This is a genomic window from Flavobacterium acetivorans (assembly GCF_020911885.1).
In the GTDB taxonomy this organism is placed as follows: Bacteria; Bacteroidota; Bacteroidia; order Flavobacteriales; family Flavobacteriaceae; genus Flavobacterium; species Flavobacterium acetivorans.
Genome location: NZ_CP087132.1, coordinates 901,428 through 923,531 on the forward strand (window position 1 = coordinate 901,428; position 22,104 = coordinate 923,531).

The window sequence follows — 22,104 nt, forward strand, 5'->3', positions numbered from 1 at the left end:
GGATAAAAAAAGCACTGACATCAGGAATTTTGCTTTTCAGATCTGATTGTAATAAAGGGATTAGGAAAACTATCGCTGCCATCATCTTAATCAAGCTAAGACCCATAAAAGCAAAACCGGTTTTGTCAGCAAAGGTTTTGTTTACAAAAATTAAAAAAGCATAAGAAAGCACTGTAACTATAAAATGAAAAACATAAATACTCCAGGTCGAATAAAAAAAGAGCGTTTTTTCAAAAAAAGAACCTACTATATAATATTGTATGAAAAACAATACAAGGGAAAAAGGGATTAGTAACTTTAGGTATTTGTAAAATTGTTGCATTAGTCTTCTTTGTTTAAATTTTTAACCTGCCTAATAACATTGTATAATGCTATAAGAACAGATACCAGTGATAATATTATAGTAAAAATAGCCGTGCCGGTATATTTCTCGTCAAGCCAAATCCCTAAATAAGTAAAGCAAAAAATGATTACTCCCATTTGAAAAGGAATATTCATCATCGCTAACCATTTACTAGTTTGATTTTTGCTTGGTTTCTTGTCCATCAGGAAGTGATTGTTTTTTTGTATCAGTACTCATGGTACATGAGGCACTAAAATCAGCACCGGGTTCTACTGATAATTTCCCTACGCTAACTTCTCCATGAATACTAGCGGTGGCTTTTACGTTTAGAATTTCGGTAACTTGAATAGTTCCATTAAATTTACCTTCAATATCCGCATTATTGCAAACGATGTCTCCGGTAACACTTCCGGCAGGACCAATAACCAGTTTGCCGGTAGATTTGAAATTTCCCGTCAATTCTCCGTCAAGCCTAAAATCAGCCTGAGAAATAATATCTCCTTTTATAATCGTTCCTTCTACAATTCTATTGGTTTTCCCTAAAAGATCGGTGTAGGGCTTCGCTTTTTTATCAAACATTTTTTTTAATTTTTTGGGGCTAAATAAGCATTCAGATTCTTCTTGATTTGAATTACTTTGTAATTTTCGTTGGTAAGTACAATCGCTGGTTTGTCTATTCTAAAATCTTTATTCTCTTTCAAAGTCAAACTTAGGTTTCTTGCATGTGCTTCTGATCGAATTCCGTTAATGGTCACAAAAAACTCATTATCAGTATAAACATCATAAGAATAAGTTAGTTTTTGAAATTTTTCTCCAACATTATATTTATCGATTTTTTCTTCAATTTCTTTTCGACTTTTATTATCGCCTTTCGCAACAGCATAAAGAATTTTCCAATTATGTGTATCAGTAGTGCTAAAATCCAAACGCTCTAAGGACGGAATTTGATTGTTTACTATTTCCTGTGCTTTTTTACCCTCATCGCTATTTGGATAATTATCGGCCACGAATTGTAAGGCGTTTTTATAAGCTGCTAATCCTCTTAGTTTTCCGATAGTATTTGCCTTTAAAAGTTCAAATTTAGAAACAATTTCGTCACCGGAAAACTGGCTAATCAAGGCATCCGATTTTTCTAAAACAGTCGTAAATTGTTCCTCTTCAAATAGTTTATACGTTTTGTCGTATACATTTTCAGGAGAATCGTTCAGCGCGGATGCATCGAGGTTTGAATTAGTGATAATTTGTGCATAACGAGATTCCGGAAATTGAGCGATAATGCGGTTTTTTATCTCTTGTGCTTTGGCACTATCGGTAATTTGATAGGTTTTATACAAATTGTACATCGCCGGAAGAATCAATTTTTCTTCGGGATTATTCTTCAATAACTGTTCTAATTTATTGGCAGCCAACTCATATTCCTTGAATTTCTCTTTATAAATAACACCCAGTTGGTAATAGGCCGTATTGCGTTCTTTGCCAATGCTATCGATTGCTGTTTGCGAAACTGGAAGTTGTTTCAAATAAAAATCAGTGGTGTATTCTTGCGCTATAACTTCTTCGGTCAATGTATCTTCCGGGGTAATCTTATTGGCATTTATGGTATCCGTGGCAACCAAATTCGTTTTACTGCTAGATCGTCTCCAATTGCCGCCTAATATTCTGTTTCCCCAAATTTTTTTAAATTCTATTTTCCCAAAAGAAAGCGTTGTAGGGTTATAAAAATAAAAAGTGCTTAGCGCTGGACCAGCAGAAGCCATTGTAGGGGGTAAAATGGAAGGTTTATTAGAGGGTTTTCCTGAATTTTGCACAGCAACAGCCTGATCAGCCATTCCTGTTTTGGTATTTCTCTCAATATTTTGCTGTTTCTCTTTCAATTTTTTCTCCACAATTCTTTTGGCTTCATCGTCCTTTTTCAATTGATCGATCGCTTTCTCAAAATAGGAAACCCGATCTGCTTCTGACAAGGAAACTACATTGATAATACTGTCATTTCTTGATGCTAAAGCTTCATATAAAATCACTTCGTCGAGATCTTTTCTGATTTTTTGAATGCGGATAAATTCTCTGGTTTTAAGGTCAAGTTTTACCAAAGTACTGTCATAGTACTTTGCCGCCATTGGATACTCGGCATTTTTAAAATGCATGTTTCCAATGTTTCTATAATTGGATGCCATTAAATATTGATCTGTAGTCGTTTTTTTTAATGAGGCATTATAAAAATCCAAAGCTTGTTTTTGCTTGTCATTTTTATCGTAAAAAACGCCCATTTGATAGAATAACACGTCCAGAAAAGGTCGGTTTTCTCTGTTGGCAATCAGCTTTTTATAGGTTTTTAAGAAAGCGGTTGTGTCTCCTTTTTGATAGTCAAACAATTGCGCTTTTCGGGCATGAGATTGGATGACATACTTCCTTTCGGATTTTCTGTTCATCTTTATCACCGATTCATAGCTATAAATTGCGCTGTCTTTCTTGCCCAGCTCCTCATATAATTGCCCTAATATGAATCTATACCGCGCTTTTTCGTTGTTACGCTTGGTGAAATCTTTGGCTATTTTTAATTTGGCTACGGCACTATCTTTTTCTTCCAAATTTAAAAAGGCCTCCGCCAAAAGTGCATTAGCATCAGCATAAATTTGTTTTTTGAGTTTTTTATCTTTCAAAAGACGCGTGATGTTATTGACCACCAATGCGTCATTTCCCATGCGCATGTTCGTTTTTTCCCGCCAAATTTTAGCTTCGTAAATCTTACTGCTATTGGGATATTTGTATAAAATGTAGTTGAAGGCGTCTAAGGCGGGAATGAACCTTTGATCGTAATAACGGGATTTGCCCAAAAGTAGGTAAGATTCATCGATCTGGGAATTTCTTTCCCAGCCGTCAATATTCATCGAATGTTTCTGAATGGCTTTGGTAGCTTTGGTTTCGGCCAATTCAAAATCGGCATTTTTAGCTTTTTCCTCGGCCGTTACATTATCGATGAGTTGCATGCGCTCAATTGGCAAGCGCTTCCAAAAATCGTCCTTATTATTTGACTTTATTCCTTCAATCCCTTTGTCTAATCCTATTTGTCCATTGTATAAAATATTATACTCCGTACTTAAAGCATGGGAATTTCTAGACAAAAAAGTATTGTTTTTAGTAGAACAGGCTACCAAAAAAAACAAAGATCCCAATGGAATTGAATATTTAAAAAGCTTGGTTTTCAAAGGCAAATGTTTATATCATTAAACTTTAAAAAATGTTTTTTAGTATAATGACTGGTAAAAATACGTTTCTTTTTGATATGTTGAAAATTATCGGGATTTATTTGAATTTCCCCATCGTTCGTAAGGGATGGAAGCGGCATCCTTTATTTTCTTTCTTTAAGGAAATAAAGATACAGCGCACAGCCCGACCCGCAGTTTTTACGAAGGGTTACGGCCAAATAAAACTGCTGCTGACTGCTTGAACTATTCTGGTTTTAAAATGAAAACCGCCAATTTTCCATTTCAATAAAAAAATGAAATGGGCAAATTAGCGGTAAAATATTTAATTATGATTGTGGCTTTTTAAACCGCAAAAAATAGTTCTAATTCCTGCAAAGTTTCTTGAGATGTTTGAATATCTTTTACGATTTCTCCCTTATTCAAAGCTACGATTCTGTCGCTCACCTCTACCGTGTGCATTAAATCATGGCTGGAAACTAATACCGTCACATCTGGATTATCGGCTAAATCCTTGATGATTTTTTTCAATCGAAATTGTGTGGTTGGATCTAAATTAGCAAAAGGCTCGTCCAGAATAATCACTTCCGGATTCCCGATTAAAGTAGCGATAATACCTACTTTTTTCTGATTTCCTTTGGACAAATCGCGCAAATATTTCTTGTTGTTCAAAATTTCTCCGTTGAAAAATTCTTCATGAGTTGCCAATAAAGCGTCGACATCGGCTTTGTTTTGCCCGCGCAAATCGCCTATGAAATAAAAATATTCTTCGGGAGTAAGGTATCCTATCAAGAAGCTTTCGTCCAGGAAAGAAGCGGTGAATGGTTTCCAGTTTTCGCTGGTATTTACCTGAACGTTGTTGTTTACAATATTCCCTGTTGAAGGATGGATTAAATCCAATAAAAGACTGAAAAAAGTAGTTTTCCCGGCTCCGTTATTCCCCACTAAACCAAAGCTTTCGCCTTTTTTTATTTCTAAATTATCTATTTTAAGTACGGTTGTTCCGTTATATGTTTTTGAAAGATTGTTTACTTGTATCATTTTCTTATGGTTAATTCGGTTATTTACTAATTTTTTAATCGATTTTTAATTAACTCTTTTGTTTGTAAGCGGCAATGGTTGCATATTTCTCTGATTTATAGATTTTTTCAATCAAAGAAAAAGCCTTGTCTTTAAAAGCAAATCCAATGACTCCTACTCCAGCCACTAAGGCTAATCCCACATTGGCATTGGCCAAGCTAGAACCTGCCCAGTACAATAAAACCGGCAAGCCTAATTGTGGTAATGAAATCAACATGGTTTTTACATTGAATGCCTTCTTGTCGCCAAAGGCCCCTTTGCCCGAGCTCAAATCGATTGGCGTTTTGGTATAAGCACCTCCTAGTAAAACCAGATGAGAATTGACACCAATATTATAAATCGCTCCAACCACAATGGTAAGATACACCTGCCAACCAAAATACAGATAGAAAGAAGCAATGGTCGTAGTCACTACTGTTGCAATTACCATCAGCCACCATTTAGAACTCAAATACCCTTTATAAGGAATATTTTGTGTCATCATTAACTGATAATAAGCACTGTCCCAGCTGGGTACAAATTGTCCAAAAGTGATCAGAAATCCGCCCGAAACAAAAATTCCGGCAAAAATGTGCATCACAGGGTTGTTGTAAGCTTCAATTCCGTTGGTAAAAAATAGAAAACCATAAAAAAGAAACATGATACTCAAACCTACCGTAGTTTTAGAACGTTTGTTTCTTTTAATCAGTTTAATGTCATTTTTCAAGAAGGTCCCAATGGTTCCAAATTGATTCAACCAAGTCAAATCCTCTGTTTTAGCAATATCATGCTTGTTAGACAATCCTGCATCAAGGTATAAGTTATTTTTAAAATATTGGAAAGTGACATAATACAAAGCGATCAAAGCCAATACCGGAATTGCAAAAGCCCAATAGGTATTGAAAATAGCGTCAAAAAAAGGTGCCGTATAATCGGTGATATTGAATAATTCGTAATATTGAAATCCTCCCAAAATAGCTGCCATTGCTAAGAAAATTGCGAACAAATTATCCTTATTACTCAACAGGATATTTATAAAATTATTGATGTACATCAATGAGAAAATTGCCGTAAACCATAGCAGTACTGACAGCACATCATAGCCTTCTATTATTAAAACGACACTGAATGGAATCAGGAAAAAGCCATGAACCAAATTGAAGAACGACAAGGCCGTTTTCCCTAAGGAAAAATGGATAATGGTGGATTTTTTTATGGGTAAAATCAAGAGCGGACGAATGTTCATCACTGGGATTTTTTGCAAAAGCAATCGAATGATTAAATCAACGATTATATAGTAAATAATGAACTTATTTACGGTAACAATAGGATCGAGGTTGGATTTTTTTAAAATATAAAAAACACCGATTCCTAATGCTAAAAAGATTAAAATAAAATAAATAGCGAAAAAACCCATCAGGATTTTTAAAGCCAGATTAGTAGCGAAGGAAGCCGATCGAAAAAATGCTTTCCATTCGAGATAAAGGAATTTTTGAATCATAACTTATTGGTTTAGTTTTATGGTAAGTAGTTGAAAACGGGAAAATGTTACAATTTTTCCAATTTGTATTCCGGATAGGTATCTAACAGGTATTCTGTAGCTTTGGATGGAATGACTTTGAAAATAATAAAAAGTAGCAAACTAAATAATATGGAAACAAAACTTAAACCCAATATCCAGTAGTCATTACTTAAGATACTGTCAACATGATTAATCAATTGTAAGAGAAAATTAAACGGTACTAATATTGCTCCGAAAAGAGTGCCATATTGGTTGATTATTTCTTCAAAGAGCCATTTTTTATCTTTTGATTGCTTTTTTTTATTCCTTTTTTTTCGGTTTCCAATCATTTCATAAAAAGTAAAACTGATCAAAACGAGATAAAACCCAATAATAATCCACTCTTTATAAGTAGTTACTTTTAAAATACTAAACAATAACAAAGTCATTGCAATGGTCAACACAATCTTTGGAATAGCAAAAAATTGCTTGAAATGTTTAAAAACCAATTTATTGTATTTTTTGTTTAGAACACACTGACGGTTTTCTACTACATCCATAAAACCAAAAATGCCAAACTTCTTGAATTCAATATTCAAGGCTTCGTCAAAAGTAAGCTCTGGATTTTCCAACCATTGTGTTTCTATTGCATTTGCCAGATGATCCACGAGTTCTGTTTGCAAATCGTAATATTCCACATAATGCTGACGGGAGAAAAGATAAAGTTGGTCTATTTGTTCGGCAGTTAGTTTCATGAGTTGGAAATGGATAATTTTTGTTCAAATTGAAGATGCTTTAGTCCTACATAAATAACAGAAACAAAAAAAACAAAAAGACAGCTTATAGTTCCTACAAATAAATTTTGATTCGTCAGATCATGAGGAATATTTGCATTAAAAATAACTGATAAAAAAACAATCATTACAGCGAAACGAGTATCAAACAAATGCTTATATGTAGAAGTCACTTTTGATTTTAAGTTCATGAGTTTGATTACGAGTGCTACAGCTACTGTTGTACAATAGGTATAAAACAGTACTTCTTTCACTACACTTAAAAATTGCAATTTAACTTGTTTATTTTCAATTATTTGAAAAATAGTAAGTAATAGTATTGATAATACTAGGGATGTTATTAATTCCTTTTTAAACTGATTTCCGAATTTACTTTTAGCTAGTTTAGGATAATAAGTATTAAATGAAAACAATGCTCTTGTCATCTTAAACTCTGTATTCCAGTTTTCAAAAACTTGCTTGTAAACCATTGGAAAATCCTTATTTGTAGTTTCCATTTCGTTTTCTATTTCGGAGGCAATATGATCTAAAACTTCCAATTTTAAATCGTCATATTTTATCCCCTTACCAATTAAAGTTTGGTTAATACATTCTATTTGTTCAGCAGTTAGTTTCATCATCAAAAAATTAAAATTCTAAATTCGGTTTAGGGTTCACTAAACTCTGCATATTTCGGATAAAATCCTCGAGTTCAGAGAGACGATTTACCGTTTCGGTAGTTCCTTTTTCAGTCAATTTGTAATATTTACGCATTCTGTTATCCACTTTTTCAATTTCTACATCCAACAAGCCTTCCGCTTCAAGCTTGTGCAAAGCGGGATACAAAGCGCCTTCGGTAATATTGAGTTCGCCTTGAGTTATTGCTTTTACTTTTTGGGTAATTTCATAGCCGTACATCTTGCCATTTTCCTCCAGCAACTTCATGATGATCGTATTCAAACTTCCTTTGTACAATTGTGAATTTTTCATAATCCTTTTCATTTTTACAAAACAAATATACATAAGATTCTTATACATAACTTATCTAGGTATGAAAATTTCAATCTTTTTGATTTAAAGAAACCTAATCTCTTTAGTATATTTGTAAAAAATTTATCTCATGCCATCCTTTTTAAAATTAATTATAAAAGAAGTACGTCGCGAAACCAAAGACGCGATTTCGGTACTTTTTAATGTTCCTGAGGAACTAAAAGCCAATTATAATTTCATTGCAGGTCAATATCTTAACTTGAGGTTAACCCTTGACGGTCAAGAAATTCGTCGTGCTTATTCCATTTGCTCAGCTCCAGAAAGCGGCGAATTACGTATTGCAGTTAAAGCGGTTAAAAATGGTGCTTTCTCTCAATTTGCCAATACAAAACTAAAAGCCGGTGACGTTCTTGAAGTAGGGAAACCTGAAGGGAAATTCACATTGGAACCAGAAGCAAGCAGACAAAAAAATTATGTCGCTTTTGTATCCGGAAGTGGTATCACACCTGTAATGTCAATGCTGAAATCGGTTTTGCAAAGTGAACCAAAGAGCTCCTTTGTTCTGGTTTATGGTAACAAAACACCTGAAGAAACAATATTTCACCAAGAATTACACGATTTACAATCGCAGTATGTAAGCCGTCTATTTGTGCATTATGTTTACAGTCAAGCCAAAGTAGATCAGTCGTTATTTGGTCGAATTGATAAATCGGTAGTGAATTTTGTATTGAACAACAAACACAAGGAATTGGAATTTGACAAGTTCTATTTGTGCGGTCCTGAGGACATGATTAATACCGTTTCCGGTGTTTTGAAAGAAAAAAACGTGAAAGAATCGGCTATCAAGTTTGAACTTTTCACGACTTCTTCTAAAGAAAACGAAATCAAAGAATCATTAGAAGGTCATTCTAAAATCACCGTTATGGTAGATGACGAAGAGACCACTTTTGAGATGTCACAGAAACAAACCATTTTAGAAGCGGCCTTAAAACAAGGAATCGATGCTCCTTATTCATGCCAGGGCGGAATTTGTAGCAGCTGCCTTTGCAGAATCACATCGGGGACTGCCGAAATGACGAAAAATTCGATTTTGACCGATAAAGAAATTGCAAGCGGATTAATATTGAGCTGTCAAGCACATCCAACATCAGAGACGATCTATGTTGATTTTGATGATGTTTAGGAAATAAATTACAAGCTATTAAAAATAAACCGCAAATTCGCAAATTTACCTTAATGTTGATAATTTGCGGTTTATTATAAAATCATTTTAATCTGCTGCTAGTTTAGACTGAATACTCAACACTACTTTCTCAGGAATAATCGTTCGCATGGCCTCTTCATAGCCTGCTACTTTTTTATTCCCATAGACCGAAGTAGGTAAAAATGGGTACTTTTCTCTATCAGAAACCAGAGCATTTTCAATAGGCTGATTAAATGGCATAAATCCGGCATAAGGATGTGTGGCGCCCCAAAGCGTAATGACTTTTACGCCAAGCATAGCCGCAATATGGGCGTTTCCGGAATCCATTGACAGCATCACATCCAGATTACTGATCAATTCTAATTCCTGTTGAAACTTGATTTTTCCCGCCATATTGATGACGTTTTCTTTATTGGAAGAAAGCGAATCTAAGACTTCGATTTCTTTTTTTCCACCTCCAAAAAGCAGTATTTTATAATTACTATTTTCGGCCAATTGATCGATTACTTCTTGCATCAAATCAATCGGATACACCTTAGAATCATATTGCGCAAAAGGTGCAATTCCAATTAATTGTTCGTAATTTTCTCCTATTAAATCTAAAATTTCATCCTTTAAAACTGCTTTTTCAGGAAAAATGGGATGGGATAAATTTATCGAAAAACCAAGTTTTTCAAACACTTTCGCGTGTCTTTCAAACATCGTTGTAAGTGGTTTGAAATCCTTATTTTCGGCTCGGGTTAAGGCTTTTTTCTCCGACCGGCCTTTATCCGTATAAGCCATTTTTTTTCCGCTCAGGGCAAAAAGTGATCTGACAATTTTAGATCGCAAAACGTTGTGCAAATCGGCGAAAGCATCAATCCGAAGTTGTTTTACATCTTGAAACAATCGCAACAAACCCAAGAATCCTTTATGGCGCTGCTTTTCATCGAAAGCAAAAAAAGATACATTAGGAATTCCTTCGAAAAAAGCTTTGAAAAAAGGACGGGAAATCACCGTGATTTTAACTTCGGGATGCTGATTTACAAAAGCACGTAAAACAGGCACCGTCATGGCGACATCTCCCATTGCGGAAAGTCTCATGACGGCTATATGCTGAATTTTACTTGACAATTTAGCTGCCAATTATTTTTTTCCTTGGTACAAAACCGGATTCAAATCATCGTCGTTGTACATTTTCATCTGCTTGTACACCTTCATGAATTTATCGCCGTTTTCAATGTCGGTTAATAAATCATCAATAGCAGTTGACAAATCGGTTCTTTGTTCCAATAAAATATTCAATTTTGCTTGACATTTGTCTCTGTGTTCCTGAGAAGCTTCAGTACGAGTCGCTTCCTCATTCATATGGTAAATCTTTAATGCCAAAATTGACAACCTGTCAAAAGCCCAAGCTGGACTTTCTGAATTGATTTTTGCACCTTCTTTCACTTTTACGTTGCTGAATTTTTGCAAAAAATAACTGTCAATATATTCCACCATGTCCGTGCGTTCCTGATTGGAAGCATCGATTCTTCTTTTCAAAGTCAAAGCAGCAACCGGATCAATATTCGGATCACGAATGATATCTTCAAAATGCCATTGTACTGTATCGATCCAATTTTTTAGGTATAGTAAATGTTCGAATTTATCCTTTGGGAAAGGATTATTTATAGGTTGATCTACATTATCAAATTGATGGTAATCTTTGATACTTTGTTCGAAAACGGAATACGCTAATTTTGAAAACATCTTTTTATATTTTATGGTTACAAAGATACTTTTTATACTTTTATAAAAAAATCACAAATCACAAATCTATTTCGAAAGTCTGAAAGGGCAACACATTTGATTTGGAAATTAAAATTCTCTTATGCAAATTCACCATTTATCAGAAACCAATAGTGTTCTCAACCATTTTTTGGGTCAAATCAGAAATGTCAATGTACACAATGACAGTATGCGTTTTCGACGAAATATTGAGCGTATTGGCGAAATTATGGCCTATGAAATGAGTAAGGAATTGCATTATACAGCGATCGAAATCCAAACCCCACTCGGAATTAAAAAAACTACAGAAATTAAAGATCAATTGGTTTTGTGTTCTATCCTACGCGCCGGATTGACATTGCATATGGGATTTTTAAATTATTTTGACAGTGCTCAAAACGGCTTTGTTTCGGCTTACAGACACCATCCAAATAACGATGATTATTTTGATATTCTTGTAGAATACCAAGCCATCGCAGAAATTAATGATAACTACTTATTGCTACTTGATCCTATGCTCGCCACAGGACAGTCTATTGTTGCCGTTTTTAATAAATTGATGGAAAGAGGCACGCCAAAAGAGATTCATATTGCCGTTATCATAGCCGCTCCTGAAGGGATTGCTTATCTTGAAAAACACTTGCCAGACCGCTGCCATCTTTGGATCGCCTCTATTGACGAAAAACTAAATGAACACAGTTATATTGTGCCAGGACTTGGCGATGCAGGAGATTTGGCCTACGGAAATAAATTATAATTGGGAAAAAAACGCAAATAAACTACAAACAATAAGTACTGTTAATACCATTTCCTGTTTCAATTTAAGTTGTGGCATTTCAATATGACTGCTTGCTAAAATAGCCAAAGGAGTAATGGTAAACACCAGTAAATCATTGCTTTTATTAGCCGAAACTAAGAAAATCAATACACCAATAAAAAAAGAGGCAATAATCTTTTTGTAGGAGCTATGTAAAATCTGTGGTCTGTTTGACAATGTAGAAAACATCGAAATGATAAAAAATAAAGCCACGGTTGCATAAATAGACAAGGCACCGTTCTGGTAATTATTAGTAAAATAATTAATCTCAAAATTAGTTTTTACACTACGGCTAATATATTCTATTGAATTTAAATCGAATACCAGCGAAAAAAAAGTAAAAATAGTTCCTACAACAACCAAGGCTATAAATGGTAAAATCCAGTTTCTGTAATCTCTTGAAACGTGAAAAATGATAGAAATAAAAACCAATACAATATATAGAATACTCCAAAAATGAAATAAAGAGGCCGCAAAAATCCACAAGGAAGCATCAAATATTTTTTCTTTGGACGCTTTTAATGATTGAAGGGAAATCAATCTTCGCAACGCCAAAAGAAGGAAAAAATTAGCCAAAAGCAAGTTTGTATTCCCTAAAAACGTGGGGAAAAAAAGTAAAAACAACAAATAAAATAATATGATATAACTGCTGTCTTTACTAAGGCCGTTCTTCTTAGAAATGAAATTAGTAATAAAAACCGATGCTAATAAAATAGTGAGCAGGCCTATTTTCTCTAAAATCAAAACAAGCGAATTAGTCCAGGCTAAATCTTGAATCTGAAAAAGAAAAAAGAAAACCAGTATCAAAAATACGACCAACGAAAAATTTAATGGTGTAGATTTTTTAAAAACACTTGTAATCATAAGGATATTTTATACTTTTGTGACTGTAAATATAGTACTTGTTTAAAAAGGAAACTCTGCAAGTTCAAAAAGATTCTTAACAAAGAAGAATGTTTAGTAATGAAGCTCCTTTAAAACATCTAATAAAATTAATTTTATACATTATGAAAGCATTTTTCGAAGGAATAGAATACTTATTTGTAAATGTTTTATTTGCTCCCCTTGATTTTTTACGTTCTTTAGAGTTAAAATCTTGGTTTGCAGCAAATTCAATCAACTGGATTTTTATGATTATTTGTGCTGCTGCAATGTTATATTGGATCAAACAATTAAGAATTTTTGATGCGGCAGGAACAGAAAACCAAGACACAACTGCTCATTCTTTTTTAAAGTAATATTAAAAAAAGAAGATATTGGAAACTATTTTAAGTCGTTTCCAATATCTTTTCTAAAATACATCTTATCAAAATTTAGTTTATCTATGTTTTGGTAAGATTTTTTTATGGCTTGTTCAAAGTCATCCCCGTAAGAAGTTACCGCTAAAACTCTTCCTCCATTAGAAACAACATCTCCGTTATCTAATTTTGTTCCGGCATGAAAAACGATAGAATCCGTTATATTTTCCAAACCTGAAATTACTTTTCCTTTTTCAAAATCTTCCGGATATCCACCAGATACCACCATAATGGTAGTCGCGCTTCTCTGATCAATTTCTAAGGTAATTTCATCCAGTTTTTCATTGGCTACAGCCAAAAATAACTCGACTAAATCCGTTTTCAATCTTGGAACAACCACTTCGGTTTCCGGGTCACCCATTCTTACATTGTATTCAATTACGATTGGCTCGTTTTTGACATTGATTAATCCTATAAAAACAAAACCTTTATACGGAATTCCATCTTTCTGGAAACCGTCAATAGTTGGTTTTACAATTCGTGTTTCAATCTTTTCCATCAATACGGCATCAACATAAGGAACCGGAGAAACAGCTCCCATTCCACCTGTATTCAAGCCCGTATCGCCTTCGCCAATGCGTTTATAATCTTTGGCTGTTGGTAAAATTTTATAGTTTTTACCATCGGTAAGCACAAAACAACTCAATTCTATTCCGTCAAGGAATTCCTCGATAACTACTTTTGAACTCGCAGCACCAAATTTTTGATGAACCAACATGTTTCTTAATTCATCTTGGGCTTCAGCCAAATCTTGAATGATCAAAACCCCTTTTCCGGCTGCTAGTCCGTCTGCTTTCAAAACATAAGGAGGTTGCAAAGTGGCTAAAAATTCGCATCCTTTTTCTACCGTCTCGGCAGTAAAACTATCGTAAGCCGCAGTTGGAATATTATGTTTTACCAAAAATTCTTTGGCAAATTCTTTACTTCCTTCGAGTTGTGCTCCTATTTTTGAAGGTCCAATCACCGGAATATGTTTTAAATCGGCATCATTCAAAAAGAAATCATAGATTCCTTTTACCAATGGATCTTCGGGACCTACAACAACCATGTCGATTTTTTCAGCCAAAGCAAAAGCTTTTATCGCATCAAAATCAGTTACGCCTATATTTACATTGGTTGCTATTGAAGCCGTTCCTGCATTACCCGGAGCTACAAAAAGTTTGTCGCAAAGTGGACTTTGAATCATTTTCCATGCAAATGCATGTTCTCTTCCTCCTGAACCCAATAATAAAATAGTCATCTGTTGTTGTTTTTAGTTGTGCTGCAAAAATAGGTTGTTTTAAAGTTTACCAAAAGAGATTCGGCTAAAAAATTAAATAAAACCAGCGATTTCTTTTCTTATTTTTGATAAAATTAGTTTATGAATCATAAAATAAAAACATCCGTTTTTCAGTTTTTGAGCTTTTTGCCCAATCCTTTGGGCGTTAAGCTATACCATAAACTACAATATTTCTCCGAAAACAAGAATTTAAATCTAAAACTAAAAAGTTCCGAAAATACATTTAACAGCTTTCTTACCATTTGTAAGCTGTTGAAAATAGAGCCTGACAACAAATCAATTATTGAAATTGGCTCCGGATGGTTACCTATTATTCCTTATTTATTTATCTTTAAAGGCAAAGCAAAGCGCGTTTATACCTATGATTTGAATGAACATTATCAGGAAAATTCGATTGTAGATTTTAATGCCGTTTTTTCAAAAGAGTACAATCAAATTATTGACATTCCTAAAAAAGGAAAATACAGCCTTCCAAAAGAGCTTGTTTATTTTCCTTCACAAAATATAATTACAGCGGAAATTCCAAAAGCAGAAATCGTTTTTTCAAGGTTTGTCCTTGAACATGTCACTCCCGAAGATATTGCAGAAATGCATATGAAATTTAAAAATACACTTGAAAAAGGATCCCATATCGTTCATTTTATTTCGCCGAGTGATCACAGAGCTTATTCTGATCCGTCCTTGTCCCTTCACGATTTTTTAAAATACGATCAAAAAGAATGGAATCGTATCCAAACCAAATTTGATTATCACAACAGATTAAGGCTTCCGCAATACTTGGAAATTTTCAAATCTTTGGATTATGAAATTATATATTTAACTTTCGATAGCGTCAAAAAAGATTCTGAACAACATTGTTTGTTTAAGAATATTGAAATACACTCTGATTATAAAAATTATTCAGACGAAGAATTAACAGCCGGAAATATTAATATTGTTCTAAAAGTATAATGCTGAAATTATTCGATTTAACGCTAAAATTCAATGGCTATCCGATAAAAGAGGCCAAGGCCGAATTGCGAAAAATTGTAGCTCAATCAACAACAGAACATCAACTATTTATCGAAAATAAAAAAAGAGAAATTGTTGAATTTCATCTGCAAAACAATGCCTTTTATCAACAATTAGTAGGTTCAAAAACATTTAAGAGTTGGGGAGATTTACCCATTTTAAACAAACAAAATTTACAAAAACCATTGAATGAAAGATTATCCAATGGTTACAATTCTAAAAATACGTACGTTAACAAAACATCTGGTTCCAGTGGCGATCCTTTTATTTTTGCCAAAGACAAATACTGTCATGCGCTGACTTGGGCTTCGTATATGTATCGTTTTGGCTGGTTTGGCATTGATTTTAACCGTTCTATTCAGGCACGTTTTTATGGCATTCCTTTGGATTTCATTGGTAACAAAAAAGAACGTTTTAAGGACTTTTTGAGCAAACGTTTCCGCTTTCCTGTTTTTGATTTATCAGATCAGGCTTTAGAAAAAGTGTTGAAAAAATTTGAAAATACTAAATTCGATTACCTCAACGGTTACACTAGTTCCCTTGTTTTGTTTGGCAAATTTTTACGGAAGCAAAACCTCATCTTAAAAGAAATTTGTCCTACATTGAAAGTCTGCATGGTGACTTCAGAAATGCTTTTTGAAGAAGATAAAATACTTCTCGAAACCCAATTCGGAATCCCAATTATCAATGAATACGGCGCTTCCGAACTGGATCTAATAGCTTTTGAAAATCCCGAAGGCAAATGGCAAGTAAATACCGAAACGCTATTTGTAGAGATTCTGGATGACAAAAATAATGTATTGCCTTATGGCCAAGAAGGTCGCATTGTGATTACATCTTTGTTCAACAAAGCGCATCCTTTTATTCGATATGATATTGGCGATATTGGGATTTTGGATGCGAAAAGTACTTTGGATAAACCGATTCTTAAGAAATTAATTGGTCGTACCAATGATGTTGCGCTTTTACCAAGCGGAAAAAAATCGCCAGGTTTGACTTTTTATTATGTGACCAAAAGCATCATTGAAGATGACGGAAACGTCAAAGAATTTATCATCAAACAAACCAAAATAGATGCTTTTGAAATAGAATATGTCAGTGAAACCGAATTAAATTTGGAACAAATCCAAAAAATAAAACAAGCGATTGCTTTGTATTTGGAACCAAATTTAGCCTTTAAATTCACTAGAAAAAACGCTTTAGAAAGAAGTAATCGTGGCAAATTGAAGCAGTTTACTTCTCTGCTGAAATAAGATTTGAAGTTGAAAAATACAAGACCAAATTTAAAAAAATATAAATCTATGGATGAAAATTTGATGCTTTCTGAAGAAACCATTTCTAATAAAATCTACTTTATTAGAAATCAAAAAGTAATGTTAGATAGAGATTTAGCTCAACTTTATGGAGTTGAAACCAAAAGATTAAAAGAACAAGTAAAAAGAAATTTATCCCGATTTCCAACAGATTTCATGTTTCAACTGTCTAAAACGGAATTTGAAAATTGGAGGTCGCAATTTGCGACCTCCAATTCTGAGAAGATGGGTTTGCGTTATGCCCCAATGGCCTTCACAGAACATGGAGTCCTAATGTTGTCAAGTGTTTTGAATAGCGACAAAGCCATTCAAACCAACATTCAAATTATGCGTATTTTTACCAAAGTGAGACAAATGCTCTTGGACACCACCGAAATGAAATTGGATATTGCCCAAATTCAGAGGAAACTGGAAAATCAAGGCAAAAATATTGAACTGGTTTTCTTTTATTTGGATGAACTAACAGAGAAAAAAGAAGATGCAATGCCAAGAACAAAAATTGGTTATAAAAAATAATCAGATGCTTTTACAATAAAGTGGTTTTATAATCAATTGCGTAAACAAAAAACCAGTCATACAAAGTAAGGAAACCCCAAAATTATAACCGTGAAAGTTTCTGTAAACGGCAAAATTATGTTTCAATAAATCCAATTTTGAGGCAGAAATGGAGTTGGTTCTAATTCTGTAAAAAGCCAAACTCTCGGGAACAGCTTGCGCCTTTTTTATTTTTTTTAAAACAGAAAGCCAATGCATCCAATCTTGTCGTTTTCTAATTGGAGAAATCTCCATTTTCCCGAAATAACTGACATCATAAATCCCGGTAAGATTCCCAATATAGTTGCAAAAAAACAATTGTCTATAGGAGAGATTTTGTGGCGCTTCTACCCTTTTATTCAACAATTCACCCTCTTCGTCAATCCAATCGTAGTAGGAAAAAGTGAATGGTAAATTGTTCTCCTTCAAAAAATTAAGCTGTTTTTCAAGTTTTTTAGGTTTCCATAAATCATCGGCATCCAAAAAAGAAATGTATCTACCCGAAGCTTTTGACACTCCTAAATTTCGGGCAATTCCAGTTCCTGAATTCGTATTGAGTCGATGAAACTGAATTCTTTCATCCTTTTGCATCATTTCTAAAATAATTGAACTTGAATTATCTGTAGAACAATCATCAACCAAGATGATTTCCCAATTGTGATACGTTTGTTTTTGAACAGACTCGACCGCTTCTGCAATGAATTTTTCAGAATTATAAATTGGAATTATTATAGATACTAAGGGTAATTCCATTTTTTAAATGATTTATCTTTCCTTATTTCTTATTTGATATAATCCATAAAATCCTTGTGTTCCTCTTTTAAAAGCTCCTCTTTAGACAAGGATTTGAAATAATCATAGGTGATTTTCATTCCTTCGGCACGGTTTACCTTGGCTTCCCAACCCAGAATTTCTTTAGCTTTGGTGGTGTCAGGTTGTCTTTGTAAAGGATCGTTTATTGGTAAGGGATAATACACCACTTTTTGATTGGTTCCTGTCAATTTGATGATTTCTTCGGCAAAATCTTTAATGGTTATTTCGTCCGGATTTCCAATATTTACCGGATACACATAATCAGAATGCAATAATCTGAAAATCCCTTCGACCTGATCGTCAACGTAACAGAAAGAACGCGTTTGCATGCCATCGCCAAAAATAGTCAAATCCTCGCCACGCAAAGCTTGACCTATAAATGCCGGAATCACCCGACCATCATTGAGACGCATTCTTGGGCCATAGGTATTAAAAATACGAACTATTCTGGTTTCTACGCCATGAAAAGTATGATACGCCATTGTTATAGATTCCTGAAAACGTTTGGCTTCGTCATAAACGCCTCTTGGACCAATGGTATTTACATTTCCGTAGTACTCTTCTGTTTGAGGATGAACTAATGGATCTCCGTACACTTCAGAAGTGGATGCAATCAAGATTCTGGCTTTCTTAACTCTTGCCAATCCTAACAAATTGTGTGTTCCTAACGAACCTACTTTCAAGGTTTGAATCGGTATTTTTAAATAATCAATCGGACTTGCCGGTGAAGCAAAATGAAGGATATAATCCAATTGTCCCGGTACATGAACAAACTTGGTAATATCATGATGATAGAATTCAAAATTTTCGAGTTTGAACAAATGTTCAATATTTTTTAAATCTCCTGTAATGAGATTATCCATTCCAATGACAAAATAACCTTCCTTGATAAAACGATCACACAAATGTGATCCCAAAAATCCCGCAGCACCTGTAATAAGTATCCTTTTCATATGTAAATTTATTTGGCCATGACCATAAATGTTATTGTCTTTTTAAATGATATTGAAAATTTGTTCCAATATTTTGATCGTAATCAAATACGTAGGCTTTACTCCTGTTGCTCCAAGTCCGCCCGAAGCCAATGTGCTTCCGGTTTCCAAAGGATTATCCGAGGCATAATAAGCATATCTTACTTTGATGTCATGAGGAACACTTTTTCTGATTTTGGAAGCCGATTGAATGGCTTTTTGATAATAAGATCCTTCCATTTCTAAACCGATAACACCCCAAGTGGATTCATGGAAGAATTTCAACAAATCCTTATTTTGCAACGAAGTTCCCAATACCGTAACCATAGGTCCGGCAAAAACTTCTATTCCGTTGCCTTCAAACATATTAGCAGTTAATTCATTATGGAAAAAATAATTATCTGCAGTTCCCTCATTAATGTGGGCATTTGGAATCATGATATCTCCTTTTCCGCCTTCAAGAATTCCCGCTTTTCCCATTATGGAAACCGATTCTACATTGAGTAAAATATCTTTTTTGAAAGGTTTTAACAGCTCATCAATAGTTTCATAAGCCTGCTCTCCAAAGGCGTAATCCATAACGATAAGCACTGGTTTATTCGCTCCAATTTTAGCTTTGGGAAACGATGAATTAGCCCAATCAATTTTGGCTGTATCAAAAATTTGTACATCAATATTAGTTCCTGAAGTATCCGGCAACGAAATCATCCCTTGCTTTAAAGCAATTTCTTCGACCTTATTCCTTACTTCATTTGCTGTCGATTTACTTAACTCTTCGTAAATAAAGAAATCCGATTTGTCTTTAAAGTTCTTTTTTAAAGTTGTAGTAGCAAAAATAGAATTCATCACGCTGTGCATATTGGCACTAATCACGTGAATAGGGCGGTCTAAAAGACCATTTTGCTTTAAAACTTCCTTGATGTTTGTTGCCCAGATTTCCCCGTGAATATGATGACCCAAACGTTCCCTTAAAATAGGACTAAAAGTGATGGTTCTTTTATTATTGTCAACAACTTCTTCAATAGCTAATTTTCCGAGCCAATAAATAACATGTAAAAATCGGTCTGGCTCTGTTGCAGAACCAAAGTCATCATAAATATCTAAAATTTCCTCAAAAGTCCTACCCAGAATATTCGCTGCATGAGAAATGGCTTTCTCTTTTTCTATTTGAGATAATTTTTCATTATACGAAACTGCTTGTTCCAGTTTGTTCCAATCGCGTGATACTTCGCCGGCGTCATCAAGCAAAACCCTATTTTTTATCTTATGGGATTCAATAAAAATAAAGGTCAAATGTGTCAAAATATCGTAGATGTCTGAACGCCCTCGCGTAATCTCCACATTCATTTGTTCTTCGTCTATGCGATAACAATTGCGTCTTCTTTTTGGGGGAACAATCGCCTGAAAATGGGATTTAGAATAGCCTTCATCCGAAGTTAGATTAATAAAACGACATTCTTCAATTCCTACCGGAAGCCGCTCAATAACGTATAAAAGTCCTTTTAGTTCTACTTTTTCTTCGGCAATATTTCCATAAATCTCCGGACGCAAAGCCAATAAAGCTTCACGCAAAGTATCACCCGAAACTCCCATAGGTTTATAGAAACCTCGGTTAAATAAATGGCGCATTGTGATGTACATTTTTTCAATTGCCGCCGATGATTCCTGCGCTCTGGATCTTGATATATTTTTAGTTTCTTTCATTTTAATGTTTTTTAATAACCAAAGTATTATTTTAGTTTGTCTTTAACAAATCCACAATCTTCCTATCATTAGACAATCTTGGGATTTTATTTTGACCGCCCAATTTCCCGATGGATTTCATATAATCCTGAAAACCATTTTTCGCAACCTTTGTAATTACTAGTTGCTGCAATACTTTTCCGGCAATCAAATCGTCATAATAGACATTTTGTTTGCGCATGGCGTTGTCTAAGGCTTTCGCAAAAGTACCTCTGTCTTTAGGTTCGTTTTCAAATTCGATAAACCATTCATGGTACGGCAATCCTTCTACTGGTGTGATTTGAGGCGCTACTGTAAACTCATTTACCCGAATATCAGTTCCCAGCATCGCTTCCTGTAAAGCACATTCTACCTCCTTGCCGATTACATGTTCTCCAAAAGCCGAAATATAATGTTTGATCCTTCCCGATACAATTATTCGATATGGTTTTAATGAGGTAAACTGAACCGTGTCGCCAATATTGTAACCCCAAAGTCCCGCATTGGTAGAAATAATCAACACATAATTTACATTTAATTCCACTTCGCCAATGGTATACCGTCTTGGATTTTCGGTAAAAAACTCGTCACTTTTCACAAATTCATAGAAAATACCGGCATTGAGTAAGAGCAGCATTCCTTTTTCCTTTTGAGAATCCTGATAGGCAAAAAAACCTTCCGAAGCCGGGAATAACTCGATGCTGTCAACCTTTCTTCCTATTAAATTTTCAAATTTTGCTCTGTAAGGTTCGTAATTCACTCCTCCATAAATAAACAGATTGAAATTCTTAAAAATTTCTCCTATGCTTTTCCCTCCCTTTTGCTGTAATCGCTCAAAATACATTTGAACCCAAGATGGAATTCCGGAAATTACTGCCATATTTTCATGGTAAGTCTCTTCGACTATTGCATCAATTTTGGTTTCCCAATCCTCGATACAATTGGTTTCAAAAGAAGGCATGCGGTTTTTTTGTAAATATTTAGGAACAAAATGAGCCACAATACCCGATAATCTTCCAAATTGTATTCCGTTTTTTTCTTCTAAAATTGGACTTCCTTGTAAGAAAATCATCTTACCGTCAACAAAATCCGCTTTTCCTGTTTCATGGATATAAAGCAAAATAGCATTTCGCGCGGCTTCAATATGATAAGGCATTGATTCCTTGGTGAGCGGAATGTATTTGGCACCAGATGTAGTTCCCGAAGTCTTGGCAAAATAAAGTGGTTTTCCTTTCCATAAGATATTCTCCTCTCCTTTTACCACTCTTTCTACATACGGCTTTAGATCTTCATAGTCCCTTATTGGAACCCGTTTTGCAAAATCTTCGTATGTTTTTATCTGGTCAAAATGATGGTCAATACCAAATTGTGTTTGTTTGGCCTGCTTTATTAAGTCAAGGAAAACTGCTTTTTGACTTGCAACAGGTTTAGTAGCCCAAGCCTGGGTTTTCGTATGTATTTTTTTGGCAAATAATTTTGCCGCAACGGATTTTATTGACATTTATTCGTACTTATTTGGATATT

At 34.4% G+C, this 22,104-nt stretch carries 22 protein-coding genes; 6 read left to right on the top strand and 16 right to left on the bottom strand.

Going from position 1 to position 22,104, the window contains the following annotated elements; genetic code table 11:
- Positions 1–321: 321 nt before the first annotated feature.
- The 8 genes from LNP19_RS04045 to LNP19_RS04080 form a co-directional block, all read right to left on the bottom strand.
- A complete protein-coding gene (locus tag LNP19_RS04045; protein WP_230063531.1) occupies positions 322–546 on the bottom strand; it encodes an AtpZ/AtpI family protein in 225 nt (74 codons plus the stop codon).
- Positions 515–922, bottom strand: a complete 408-nt coding sequence (locus LNP19_RS04050; RefSeq protein WP_230063532.1) for a bactofilin family protein — start codon at positions 920–922, stop codon at positions 515–517. Before LNP19_RS04050 ends, LNP19_RS04045 begins: the two co-directional genes overlap by 32 nt.
- A 5-nt stretch (positions 923–927) precedes the next feature.
- Positions 928–3,549: a type IX secretion system periplasmic lipoprotein PorW/SprE gene (gene porW, locus LNP19_RS04055; RefSeq protein WP_230063533.1), complete on the bottom strand. Its 2,622-nt coding sequence runs from the start codon at positions 3,547–3,549 to the stop codon at positions 928–930.
- Between the two features lie 342 nt (positions 3,550–3,891).
- Entirely contained in the window at positions 3,892–4,587 is a 696-nt protein-coding gene (locus LNP19_RS04060; protein WP_230063534.1) for an ABC transporter ATP-binding protein, read from the bottom strand.
- Between the two features lie 49 nt (positions 4,588–4,636).
- Positions 4,637–6,106: a DUF5687 family protein gene (locus tag LNP19_RS04065; RefSeq protein ID WP_230063535.1), complete on the bottom strand. Its 1,470-nt coding sequence runs from the start codon at positions 6,104–6,106 to the stop codon at positions 4,637–4,639.
- 47 nt (positions 6,107–6,153) lie between these two features.
- Entirely contained in the window at positions 6,154–6,861 is a 708-nt protein-coding gene (locus LNP19_RS04070; RefSeq protein WP_230063536.1) for a hypothetical protein, read from the bottom strand.
- The gene (locus LNP19_RS04075; protein ID WP_230063537.1) at positions 6,858–7,517 is read right to left on the bottom strand and encodes a hypothetical protein; all 660 of its coding nucleotides are present in this window, start codon (positions 7,515–7,517) and stop codon (positions 6,858–6,860) included. Before LNP19_RS04075 ends, LNP19_RS04070 begins: the two co-directional genes overlap by 4 nt.
- Positions 7,518–7,527: 10 nt before the next feature.
- A complete protein-coding gene (locus LNP19_RS04080; RefSeq protein WP_230063538.1) occupies positions 7,528–7,869 on the bottom strand; it encodes a PadR family transcriptional regulator in 342 nt (113 codons plus the stop codon).
- A gap of 130 nt (positions 7,870–7,999) precedes the next feature.
- On the opposite strand from LNP19_RS04080, the gene LNP19_RS04085 reads away from it, so the two are divergent.
- Complete coding sequence (locus tag LNP19_RS04085) at positions 8,000–9,052, top strand: ferredoxin--NADP reductase (protein ID WP_230063539.1); 1,053 nt, start codon at positions 8,000–8,002, stop codon at positions 9,050–9,052.
- 87 nt (positions 9,053–9,139) lie between these two features.
- Here LNP19_RS04085 and LNP19_RS04090 read toward each other — a convergent pair whose 3' ends face one another.
- Both LNP19_RS04090 and LNP19_RS04095 read right to left on the bottom strand, forming a co-directional pair.
- A complete protein-coding gene (locus LNP19_RS04090) occupies positions 9,140–10,156 on the bottom strand; it encodes a glycosyltransferase family 9 protein (RefSeq protein WP_230063540.1) in 1,017 nt (338 codons plus the stop codon).
- 42 nt (positions 10,157–10,198) lie between these two features.
- Positions 10,199–10,804 carry a DUF4254 domain-containing protein gene (locus LNP19_RS04095; RefSeq protein ID WP_230063541.1) on the bottom strand — a complete coding sequence of 202 codons (606 nt, stop codon included), beginning with the start codon at positions 10,802–10,804 and terminating at the stop codon, positions 10,199–10,201.
- Positions 10,805–10,925: 121 nt separating this feature from the next.
- Between LNP19_RS04095 and upp the strand changes: the two genes are divergently transcribed.
- A complete protein-coding gene (gene upp / locus LNP19_RS04100; protein ID WP_230063542.1) occupies positions 10,926–11,579 on the top strand; it encodes a uracil phosphoribosyltransferase in 654 nt (217 codons plus the stop codon).
- Here the strand turns inward: upp and LNP19_RS04105 are convergent.
- The gene (locus LNP19_RS04105; protein ID WP_230063543.1) at positions 11,574–12,503 is read right to left on the bottom strand and encodes a DUF6427 family protein; all 930 of its coding nucleotides are present in this window, start codon (positions 12,501–12,503) and stop codon (positions 11,574–11,576) included. The two genes, upp and LNP19_RS04105, sit on opposite strands and share 6 nt — an antisense overlap.
- A gap of 143 nt (positions 12,504–12,646) precedes the next feature.
- On the opposite strand from LNP19_RS04105, the gene LNP19_RS04110 reads away from it, so the two are divergent.
- Positions 12,647–12,877, top strand: coding sequence for a DUF6341 family protein (locus LNP19_RS04110; protein ID WP_230063544.1), 231 nt, complete (start codon positions 12,647–12,649; stop codon positions 12,875–12,877).
- Between the two features lie 25 nt (positions 12,878–12,902).
- On the opposite strand, the gene purD is transcribed toward LNP19_RS04110, so the two are convergent.
- On the bottom strand, positions 12,903–14,177 hold the full coding sequence (purD, locus tag LNP19_RS04115; RefSeq protein ID WP_230063545.1) for a phosphoribosylamine--glycine ligase: 1,275 nt from the start codon (positions 14,175–14,177) through the stop codon (positions 12,903–12,905).
- A gap of 120 nt (positions 14,178–14,297) precedes the next feature.
- On the opposite strand from purD, the gene LNP19_RS04120 reads away from it, so the two are divergent.
- Genes LNP19_RS04120 through LNP19_RS04130 form a run of 3 tightly spaced genes read left to right on the top strand, consistent with a single transcriptional unit; the run spans position 14,298 to position 17,056 of the window.
- The gene (locus tag LNP19_RS04120; protein ID WP_230063546.1) at positions 14,298–15,167 is read left to right on the top strand and encodes a hypothetical protein; all 870 of its coding nucleotides are present in this window, start codon (positions 14,298–14,300) and stop codon (positions 15,165–15,167) included.
- Entirely contained in the window at positions 15,167–16,480 is a 1,314-nt protein-coding gene (locus LNP19_RS04125; protein WP_230063547.1) for a phenylacetate--CoA ligase family protein, read from the top strand. The genes LNP19_RS04120 and LNP19_RS04125 overlap by 1 nt, the downstream gene beginning before the upstream one ends.
- A gap of 48 nt (positions 16,481–16,528) precedes the next feature.
- Complete coding sequence (locus LNP19_RS04130) at positions 16,529–17,056, top strand: ORF6N domain-containing protein (RefSeq protein ID WP_230063548.1); 528 nt, start codon at positions 16,529–16,531, stop codon at positions 17,054–17,056.
- Here LNP19_RS04130 and LNP19_RS04135 read toward each other — a convergent pair whose 3' ends face one another.
- Genes LNP19_RS04135 through LNP19_RS04150 form a run of 4 tightly spaced genes read right to left on the bottom strand, consistent with a single transcriptional unit; the run spans position 17,057 to position 22,081 of the window.
- Entirely contained in the window at positions 17,057–17,827 is a 771-nt protein-coding gene (locus LNP19_RS04135) for a glycosyltransferase family 2 protein (protein ID WP_230063549.1), read from the bottom strand.
- A 29-nt stretch (positions 17,828–17,856) separates the two neighbouring features.
- Positions 17,857–18,840, bottom strand: coding sequence for a UDP-glucuronic acid decarboxylase family protein (locus LNP19_RS04140; protein WP_230063550.1), 984 nt, complete (start codon positions 18,838–18,840; stop codon positions 17,857–17,859).
- 42 nt (positions 18,841–18,882) lie between these two features.
- On the bottom strand, positions 18,883–20,562 hold the full coding sequence (locus tag LNP19_RS04145; protein ID WP_230063551.1) for a DUF6909 family protein: 1,680 nt from the start codon (positions 20,560–20,562) through the stop codon (positions 18,883–18,885).
- A gap of 31 nt (positions 20,563–20,593) precedes the next feature.
- Complete coding sequence (locus LNP19_RS04150; protein WP_230063552.1) at positions 20,594–22,081, bottom strand: GH3 auxin-responsive promoter family protein; 1,488 nt, start codon at positions 22,079–22,081, stop codon at positions 20,594–20,596.
- Positions 22,082–22,104 lie beyond the last annotated feature (23 nt).

Bases quoted from the DNA above. Each gene is read 5' to 3' on its own strand.
- LNP19_RS04070 (WP_230063536.1), bottom strand. From the start codon at position 6,861: ATGAAACTAACTGCCGAACAAATAGACCAACTTTATCTTTTCTCCCGT.
- LNP19_RS04085 (WP_230063539.1), top strand. From the start codon at position 8,000: ATGCCATCCTTTTTAAAATTAATTATAAAAGAAGTACGTCGCGAAACC.
- LNP19_RS04120 (WP_230063546.1), top strand. From the start codon at position 14,298: ATGAATCATAAAATAAAAACATCCGTTTTTCAGTTTTTGAGCTTTTTG.
- upp (WP_230063542.1), top strand. From the start codon at position 10,926: ATGCAAATTCACCATTTATCAGAAACCAATAGTGTTCTCAACCATTTT.
- LNP19_RS04140 (WP_230063550.1), bottom strand. From the start codon at position 18,840: ATGAAAAGGATACTTATTACAGGTGCTGCGGGATTTTTGGGATCACAT.
- LNP19_RS04050 (WP_230063532.1), bottom strand. From the start codon at position 922: ATGTTTGATAAAAAAGCGAAGCCCTACACCGATCTTTTAGGGAAAACC.
- LNP19_RS04105 (WP_230063543.1), bottom strand. From the start codon at position 12,503: ATGATTACAAGTGTTTTTAAAAAATCTACACCATTAAATTTTTCGTTG.
- LNP19_RS04145 (WP_230063551.1), bottom strand. From the start codon at position 20,562: ATGAAAGAAACTAAAAATATATCAAGATCCAGAGCGCAGGAATCATCG.
- LNP19_RS04090 (WP_230063540.1), bottom strand. From the start codon at position 10,156: ATGAGACTTTCCGCAATGGGAGATGTCGCCATGACGGTGCCTGTTTTA.
- LNP19_RS04095 (WP_230063541.1), bottom strand. From the start codon at position 10,804: ATGTTTTCAAAATTAGCGTATTCCGTTTTCGAACAAAGTATCAAAGAT.
- LNP19_RS04130 (WP_230063548.1), top strand. From the start codon at position 16,529: ATGGATGAAAATTTGATGCTTTCTGAAGAAACCATTTCTAATAAAATC.
- purD (WP_230063545.1), bottom strand. From the start codon at position 14,177: ATGACTATTTTATTATTGGGTTCAGGAGGAAGAGAACATGCATTTGCA.
- LNP19_RS04045 (WP_230063531.1), bottom strand. From the start codon at position 546: ATGGACAAGAAACCAAGCAAAAATCAAACTAGTAAATGGTTAGCGATG.
- LNP19_RS04110 (WP_230063544.1), top strand. From the start codon at position 12,647: ATGAAAGCATTTTTCGAAGGAATAGAATACTTATTTGTAAATGTTTTA.
- LNP19_RS04065 (WP_230063535.1), bottom strand. From the start codon at position 6,106: ATGATTCAAAAATTCCTTTATCTCGAATGGAAAGCATTTTTTCGATCG.
- LNP19_RS04125 (WP_230063547.1), top strand. From the start codon at position 15,167: ATGCTGAAATTATTCGATTTAACGCTAAAATTCAATGGCTATCCGATA.
- LNP19_RS04135 (WP_230063549.1), bottom strand. From the start codon at position 17,827: ATGGAATTACCCTTAGTATCTATAATAATTCCAATTTATAATTCTGAA.
- LNP19_RS04150 (WP_230063552.1), bottom strand. From the start codon at position 22,081: ATGTCAATAAAATCCGTTGCGGCAAAATTATTTGCCAAAAAAATACAT.
- LNP19_RS04060 (WP_230063534.1), bottom strand. From the start codon at position 4,587: ATGATACAAGTAAACAATCTTTCAAAAACATATAACGGAACAACCGTA.
- LNP19_RS04075 (WP_230063537.1), bottom strand. From the start codon at position 7,517: ATGAAACTAACTGCTGAACAAATAGAATGTATTAACCAAACTTTAATT.
- LNP19_RS04080 (WP_230063538.1), bottom strand. From the start codon at position 7,869: ATGAAAAATTCACAATTGTACAAAGGAAGTTTGAATACGATCATCATG.